This window comes from Phenylobacterium sp. (genome assembly GCF_025351295.1).
Lineage (GTDB): Bacteria > Pseudomonadota > Alphaproteobacteria > Caulobacterales > Caulobacteraceae > Phenylobacterium.
The window spans coordinates 1-7,484 of record NZ_JANXWD010000163.1; the positions used below are offsets into that span (position 1 = coordinate 1).

At 70.0% G+C, this 7,484-nt stretch carries 5 protein-coding genes and 2 pseudogenes; 5 read left to right on the forward strand and 2 right to left on the reverse strand.

The features are described 5' to 3' along the window. The 5 genes and pseudogenes from Q0R13_RS21720 to ftsA all read left to right on the forward strand — a co-directional run. Nucleotides 1–1,405: M20/M25/M40 family metallo-hydrolase (locus Q0R13_RS21720; RefSeq protein WP_366853420.1), on the forward strand; the 1,405-nt coding region annotated here is incomplete at its 5' end. 541 nt (nt 1,406–1,946) lie between these two features. Then, nucleotides 1,947–3,091, forward strand: a pseudogene (locus Q0R13_RS21725) (SulP family inorganic anion transporter). A 56-nt stretch (nt 3,092–3,147) separates the two neighbouring features. Further along, nucleotides 3,148–4,119, forward strand: coding sequence for a D-alanine--D-alanine ligase (locus Q0R13_RS21730; RefSeq protein ID WP_293907917.1), 972 nt, complete (start codon nt 3,148–3,150; stop codon nt 4,117–4,119). Then, nucleotides 4,061–4,942: an FtsQ-type POTRA domain-containing protein gene (locus tag Q0R13_RS21735; protein WP_293907920.1), complete on the forward strand. Its 882-nt coding sequence runs from the start codon at nt 4,061–4,063 to the stop codon at nt 4,940–4,942. Before Q0R13_RS21730 ends, Q0R13_RS21735 begins: the two co-directional genes overlap by 59 nt. A gap of 92 nt (nt 4,943–5,034) precedes the next feature. Next, a complete protein-coding gene (gene ftsA / locus Q0R13_RS21740; RefSeq protein ID WP_293907926.1) occupies nt 5,035–6,360 on the forward strand; it encodes a cell division protein FtsA in 1,326 nt (441 codons plus the stop codon). A 65-nt stretch (nt 6,361–6,425) separates the two neighbouring features. Here ftsA and Q0R13_RS21745 read toward each other — a convergent pair whose 3' ends face one another. Together Q0R13_RS21745 and Q0R13_RS21750 are read right to left on the reverse strand one after the other, a co-directional pair. Next, nucleotides 6,426–6,635, reverse strand: a complete 210-nt coding sequence (locus Q0R13_RS21745; RefSeq protein WP_293907922.1) for a hypothetical protein — start codon at nt 6,633–6,635, stop codon at nt 6,426–6,428. A gap of 572 nt (nt 6,636–7,207) precedes the next feature. After that, nucleotides 7,208–7,484 (reverse strand): annotated as a pseudogene (locus Q0R13_RS21750) (transposase); the annotation flags it as partial.

Genomic DNA, 7,484 nt, shown 5'->3' on the forward strand with positions numbered 1-7,484 from the left:
AAGCATGCGCATGCTTCGCCTCGCCCCCGCTCTCCTCACCCTCGCCGCCAGCCTGATGGCCGCTCCCGCTTCCGCCCAGAGCCCCACGGGCCAGACCCTGGCCGCCGGCGCGGCGGCCGTCCGCGACAAGGCGCTGGCCGACACCACCGGCTGGGACGTGGTGGAGTCGCTGACCACCGAGGTCGGCGCGCGGCCGGTTGGCTCGCCGGCCATGCAGCGGGCGCGGGACTGGGGCGTCGCCAAGCTGAGGCAACTGGGCTTCGAGAACGTCCATGTGGAGCCCTTCACCACCCCGGCCTGGTCGCGCGGGCCGGAGTCGGCCGACGTGGTCGCGCCCTTTCCGCAGAAGCTGGCGATCCTGGGCATCGGCGGGTCCGCGCCGACCCCGCCCGGCGGGATCACCGCCCCGATCGCGCTGTTCACCAGCTACCAGGCCATGCTGGACCAGCCGGTGGGGTCGCTGAAGGGCAAGATCGCGGTGGTCACCCAGGCCATGGCCCGCACCCAGGACGGGTCGAGCTATGGCGCGGTGGGCGTCCAGCGGCGGTCGGGGCCGGCCGAGGCGGCCAGGCGCGGGGCGGTGGGATACCTGATCCGCTCGCTCTCCACCGACCACACCCGCCTGCCGCACACCGGCGCCGGCGCGCCGGGTGGCATCCCGGCCGCGGCGCTGTCCACGGTCGACGCCGAGCTGCTGGAGCACATGGTCGCGCGGGGCAAGCCGGTGACGGTGCGCCTGGAGATGGCGTCCAGTGTCAATCCGGCCGCCGAGGCCTGGAACGTGGTCGGCGAGATCCGCGGGCGGGAGAAGCCGGACGAGGTGCTGGTCGTGGGCGGCCACCTCGACAGCTGGGACCCCGGCACGGGCGCCATCGACGACGGGGCGGGGGTGGCGATCACGGTCGCGGCGGCGAAGCTGGCGGGCGGGCAGGGCAAGCCACGCCGGACCATCCGGGTCGTGATGTGGGGCTCCGAGGAGCAGGAAGGCTCCGGCGCCGCCTACGCCGCCGCGCACAAGGACGAGGTGGGCAAGATCGTCGTCGCCGGCGAGAGCGACGTGGGCTCGGGCCGCATCTGGAGCCTCTCGACCCCGCCGGCCGCCTACGCGCACGCGGCCATGGTCGCGTTCCGCGCCGTCCTGCCGGGGCTGAAGGCGGCAGTGAACACCGGGCCGCCACGGTTCGGCGGCTCGGACATCGCGGGCCTGACCCGGCTGGGCGCGCCGTTCGTCGACTTCAACCAGGACGCCAGCCGCTACTTCGACCTGCATCACTCGGCCGACGACACCCTGGACAAGATCGACCCGGCGGACCTGGCCCAGAATATCGCCGTCTGGTCGGCCTTCCTCTATGTGGTCGCCAATTCGGACGTGGACTTCCGGCCGAAGGCGGTCGCGACCCCCTGATTCAAGGCCTTAGAGGCGCTCCACCCCCCCCATTCCTGATCGTCATCCCCGGCCTTGTGCCGGGGATCCATGCCTCAGCTCGCCCGAGGCTCTGCGGCAGGCCGCGCCGCGCGGCCTGCTTCCACGACCACGCCAGCGGGACGATGGATCCCCGGCACGAGGCCGGGAATGACGAGCCGAGGGTGGGACAGGCGCGGGATGGGCCGCACCAGGTCCGACCGGCGTCCGGGCTTCTCCTGTCGCGTGACGTAGATCAAGGCTAGAGCGCGTCAGGCGAAAGTGGATTCCGGTTTCGCCGCCCGACGCGCTCTAACTCAAAGAGGTAGAGCCTTTTTATCTGGTTCAAGTGACTCAACTTGAACCAGAAAGGCTCTCGGGTCGCGCGGATCAACGAGTCTTGGCCATGCCGAACGGCGCCGCGACCTCGCATCCCTATCGCCCGAAACTGGTCAGCATCCTGCTCGAGGGCTACGGCCTGGGCGATCTGCGGGCCGACGCCATGGCGGGGCTCACGGTCGCCATCCTGGCCCTGCCGCTGTCGATGGCCATCGCGGTGGCCTCGGGGGTCTCGCCCGACCGCGGCCCCTACACAGCGATCGTCGGCGGCTTCCTGGTGTCGGCGCTGGGCGGCAGCCGGGTGCGGATCGGCGGGCCGGCGGGCGCCTTCATCGTGCTGGTCGCGGCCACCATGGCGCGGTTCGGGACGGACGGGCTGATCCTGACGGTGCTGCTCTCCGGGGCGATGCTGACCTTGATCGGCGTGCTGCGGCTGGGCTCGCTGATCCGCCATATCCCGCATCCGGCAACCGTCGGGTTCACCGCCGGCATCGCGGTGACCATCCTGGCCAGCCAGCCCAAGGACCTTGCGGGGCTCAGGCTGGCGGGCGTCGAGCCGGGGCCGGTGCTGCCGAAGCTGGCGGCGCTGGGCCACGCGCTGCCGACCCTCAGCCCGGCCGCGCTGGCGGTGGGGGTCGGGGTGGCGGCGATTGTCCTGGCGATCCGACGCGTGCGGCCGACCTGGCCGGCATGCTGGTCGCCGTGGTGGCGGCCACCCTCGCCGCGAGCCTGCTGCACCTGCCCGTCGAGACCATCGGCAGCCGGTTCGGCGGCATCCCGCGCGGCCTGCGGGCGCCACACCTCCCCGTGGTGTCGTGGGCGCTGCCGGCGGCGGTGTTTCCGACCGCGCTCTCGTTCACCCTGCTGGGCGGGCTGGAGAGCCTGCTCTCGGCCAAGGTGACCGACGGGATGACCGGCCGGATCCATCGTTCGAACATGGAGCTGGTGGCGCAGGGGCTGGCCAATATCGCCTCGGCCTGCTTCGGCGGGATGAGCGTCACCGGGACCATCGCGCGGACCGCGACCAACATCCGGGCCGGCGCCCGCACCCCGGTCGCCGGGATCCTGCACGCGGTCTTCCTGCTGGCCTTCATGATCGTGGCCGGGCCGCTGGCCAGCTACCTGCCTCTGGCCGCCCTGGCCGGGATCCTGGTGGTGGTGGCCTGGAACATGGCCGAGAGGCGCGAGTTCGCCAGCCTGCTGACCGACTGGCGGGCGGGCGCCGTGCTGCTGGCGACCTTCGGCCTGACGATCCTGCGCGACCTGACCTCGGGCATCCTCGCCGGCTGCGGCCTGGCGCTGGTATTCTGGGCGGTCTCCCGGCTGCGTCGAAAGATCATGCGCCCTTGACCGGACCGGCGCCGTCCGCCACCGCGGACCGAGCATTCCTTCGCTATGAGTCGTCCATGGCCGCGCCCCTCTCCGGACACCACGTCGCCGTCCTGCTGGGCGGGCTCTCCTCGGAACGCGAGGTCAGCCTGGTCTCCGGCCGCGAGTGCGCCGACGCCCTGGAGCGGCTGGGCGCCCGGGTCAGCCGCGTGGACGCCGGGCGCGACCTGGCCCAGGTGCTGACCGCCCTGAAGCCCGACGTATGCTTCAACGCCCTGCACGGCGCGTGGGGCGAGGACGGCTGCGTCCAGGGGGTGCTGGAGACCCTGGGCGTACGCTATACCCACTGCGGCGTGCTGGCCTCGGCGCTGGCCATGGACAAGGCCAAGGCCAAGGCGGTGCTGGCGGCGGCCGGAGTGATCGTGCCGGGCGGCGGGCTCTTCAACCGCTTCGACGTCGCGGCCGGGCACGTGATGGCCCCGCCCTACGTGGTGAAGCCCAACGCCGAGGGCTCGTCGGTCGGGGTGTTCCTGGTTTTCGAGGGCGCGAACAGCCCGCCGCAGGCGGTCGTGGCCCCGTCCTGGACCTTCGGCGAGGAGGTCATGGTCGAGCCCTACATCCGCGGCCTGGAGCTGGCCGTGGGCGTGATGGACGGCAAGGCGATGACCGTGACCGAAATCGTGCCGGCCGCCGGCTTCTATGACTATCAGGCGAAGTACGGCGAGGGCGGCTCAGAGCACATCGTTCCCGCCAGGATTCCGCCGCATATCTCGGAAAAAGCGAAGAAACTCTCTGAGATGGCCCATGCCGCACTTGGTTGCCAAGGCGTTACCCGGGCGGACCTTCGTTATGACGACGTTAACGATGTTTTGGTCCTACTGGAGGTCAACACCCAGCCGGGGATGACGCCCACCTCGCTCGTGCCCGAGCAGGCCGCGGCGGGCGGGGTGGATTTCGATCGACTGGTGCTGTGGATCACGGAGGACGCTTATGCCCGCGGCGGTGCGGGGGGGATCGCGAGTCACGACGCGCGCCAAGACGCCCGCTAGCCCGGCCAAACGCCCTGCGGCGAAGGCGGAGGGGGCGCGGGCCAGGCTTTCCCCCAGACACATACTGATGATCGCCGCCGGGGTGCTGACCCTGGCGCTGGCCGCGACGCTGGCCACCGGCGGCCGCGGCCTGCGGCTGGCCGACGCGGTCCGGACCGGCGTCGACGGCCGGTTCGGCGCCGCGGGCTTCCGGCTGAAGACCGTCCACGTCCAGGGGGCGTCCGCGCTCGCTACCGCCGACATCATCAAGGCGGCGGGGATCTACCGGGACGAGCCGCTGCTGGGCCTTGACCTGGCGAAGCTGCAGGACCGGGTGCAGAAGGTCGGCTGGGTGAAGGAGGCGCGGGTCGTGCGCCTGCTGCCCGACACCCTGATGATCGCGGTCAAGGAACGCCGCCAGCTGGCCGTCTGGCAGCACGACGGCCGCAGCGTGGTGATCGACGAGCACGGCGACAGGATCCCCGAGGCCGACCCGGCCCGCTTCGCCAGCCTGCCGCTGGTGGTGGGGGCCGGCGGGGCCGCCCATGCGCCGGAGATCCTGCCGGTGCTGGCCCAGCGGCCGAAGCTGATGGCCCGCCTGGAGGCGCTGGTCCGCGTCGACGACCGGCGCTGGGACCTGCGGCTCAAGGACGGCTCGCTGATCCAGCTCCCGGCCGTGGAGCAGGACGCCGCCCTGATGAAGCTCGAGGACCTCGACGTCCGCTCGCACATCCTGGACCTGGGATTCGAGCGGATCGACCTGCGCAATCCCGACGCCATGACCGTGCGCCCGCGCGCCGTGGTCGCCGCCGCCCCTGCCGTTCCGCCCGCCAACGGCGCCTGAAGCCCCCAGCCCGAGTCCGCCCGATGTTGAAGACCGCCGACCGCCCGCAAGACACCGCTCCCGCCAAGAAGGTCGAGGTCCGGAAGGCTGACCTGCGAAAGGCCGACCTGCGAAGGGATGGGCGCGACGGGCTGAAAGCCGCCCTGGCCCCGCCGAAGATCACCGCCGCCGTCGACCTGGGAGCCTCGAAGGTCGCCTGTTTCATCATGAAGCCCGAGGGCGTGCGGCGCGGCGACCGGACGCTCACCACCTGCGGGGTCGGCTATGTGCAGTCGCGCGGCGTGCGGGGCGGGGCGATCGTCAACATGGACGAGGCCTCGGAGGCCATCGCCCAGGCTGTGGAGCGGGCCGAGAACGTCGCGGGCGTCAACGTCCAGAGCGTGACCATCGCCACCGCCGGCGGGATGCTGAGCTCGTCGCGGGTGGCGGGACGGGTGTCGATCGGCGCGCGGCCGATCGCCGACAACGACCTGATCCGCGCCATCGGCAACGCGCTCTCGCAGATCAAGCTGCCGGGCCGCCGCGCCATCCATATCCTGCCGATGGCCTGGTCGGTGGACGGGCAGGGCGGGGTGCGCGACCCGCGCGCCATGTTCGGCCGCAACCTGGGCGTCGAGCTGCTGGTGGTCTCGGTCGCCGAGACCGTGTTCAACACCCTGGGCGCCTGCGTCGAGCGCGCCCACCTGCAGCTGGACGGCGTGGTCGCCGCCCCCTTCGTTTCGGCCCTGGCCGCGCTCGAGGAGGACGAGATGGACCTGGGCAGCATCTGCATCGACATGGGGGGCGGCTCCACCTCGGCCTCGGTGTTCCGGGGCGGCAGCCTGGTGCATGTCGAGACGGCGCCGGTCGGCGGCCACCACGTGACCCAGGACATCGCCCGCGGCCTCTCCACCTCCATCGCCGGCGCCGAACGCATCAAGACCTTGCACGGCTCTGCCATCGCCTCGGCCAACGAGGACCGCGAGATGATCGAAGCGCCGCCGCGGGGCGACGACCCGGGCGCGGGCCCGGTGATCGCCCCGCGCAGCCTGCTCAAGGGCATCATTGCGCCCCGCGTCGAGGAGACCCTGGAGCTGCTCCGCGACCGCCTGAAGGCCTCCGGCGCGCCGATCGAGCCGGGCGCCGGGCTGGTGCTGACCGGCGGCGCCAGCCAGCTGGCCGGGGTGCGCGAGGTGGCCGTCCGGGTATTCGACCGTCCGGTCCGCCTGGGTCGCCCGCGCCGGGTGCCGCATCTGGCCGACGCCGCGTCGGGCCCGGCCTTCACCGCCGCCGCCGGCATCCTGCACCGCTCGGCCTTCGGCCCACGCGAGGCGGTCTCGACCAAGCAGCTCTCGTCGTCGAAGCTGCGCCGCGAACCCCTGGACCCCAGCGCCAACATCGTCACCAAGGCGGCGACCTGGCTGCGGGACAACCTCTGAACCAAGGTGAGCGTCGCCGTGTACATCATGGCGACCCGGCGGAACGGCGCCCCGTCACCGTCACATTACGGTGACAGTGCATTCAATACCGCTTTCGGCTTCGGGCCGCGCCGGGCCGGGCTGAACGTGCGGCCGGATCGGGCCTCGAGGTGGGCCATGAACGCCGCGTCGCCGACGGGACGACCGATGGTCTCGGCCCGACGCAGGCGCAGCGACAAGGCCTCGTCCTCGCCCGCGGCGACCATGTCGGCGAAGTCGGGATAGCGCGACAGCACCGGCCCGCGAACACCGTGCGAGCCATACGCGCCATGGCTGGAGGCTCGCACTCTGGGGCCGCGGCGTCAATTAGTGCACTGTCACCGTAATCTACTAGTAATCTACTACGTAATCTACTAGCCCAATAGAATTGGTGCGCATCCCATCTTTCATCACCATATATAGGCGTTATCCATAAAAAGTTCTACCTTGTGTCCGCGCTTCTCAAGAGCTGTTCTTATTGCTAGTAGTGGGATTTCGAATGCAACAAATGGAGAATTGTCTACTATTATTTCCCGCTCAATCAATGTTGCATAATTTCCATAAAGAATCATCCCTACCATATTTCTGTCGTCTAGTACTTTATTCGTGAAATCGAAAGAAATAGACATTTTTCGAACCTCGTCTTCATAGAGAATGCGATTTCCTTTAATTACGTCGATCGTGTGTGTCTCACAATCGGCAATTCTGCCCGTTGTAACCATTAGCATTTTAACTACACCGTTCCGCTAATCTCCGCCAACAACGCGTATAACTATTTTAGTTTACATTCGGATTTGCCATTTTCGGATTTTCCAGGATTTTCCATTGATTACGGTGACAGTGCATTTAATACCGCCTTCGGCTTTGGGCCCCGCCGGGCCGGGCTGAACGTGCGGCCGGATCGGGCCTCGAGCTGGGCCATGAACGCCGCGTCGCCGACGGGACGACCGATGGTCTCGGCCCGGCGCAGGCGCAGCGACAAGGCCTCGTCCTCGCCCGCGGCGACCATGGCGGCGAAGTCGGGATAGCGCGACAGCACCGGCCCGGTCCGCGTCAGGCCATCGCCGCGCGCCGGGTTCAGGCAGGCGTGCAGGCTGGACCAGCGC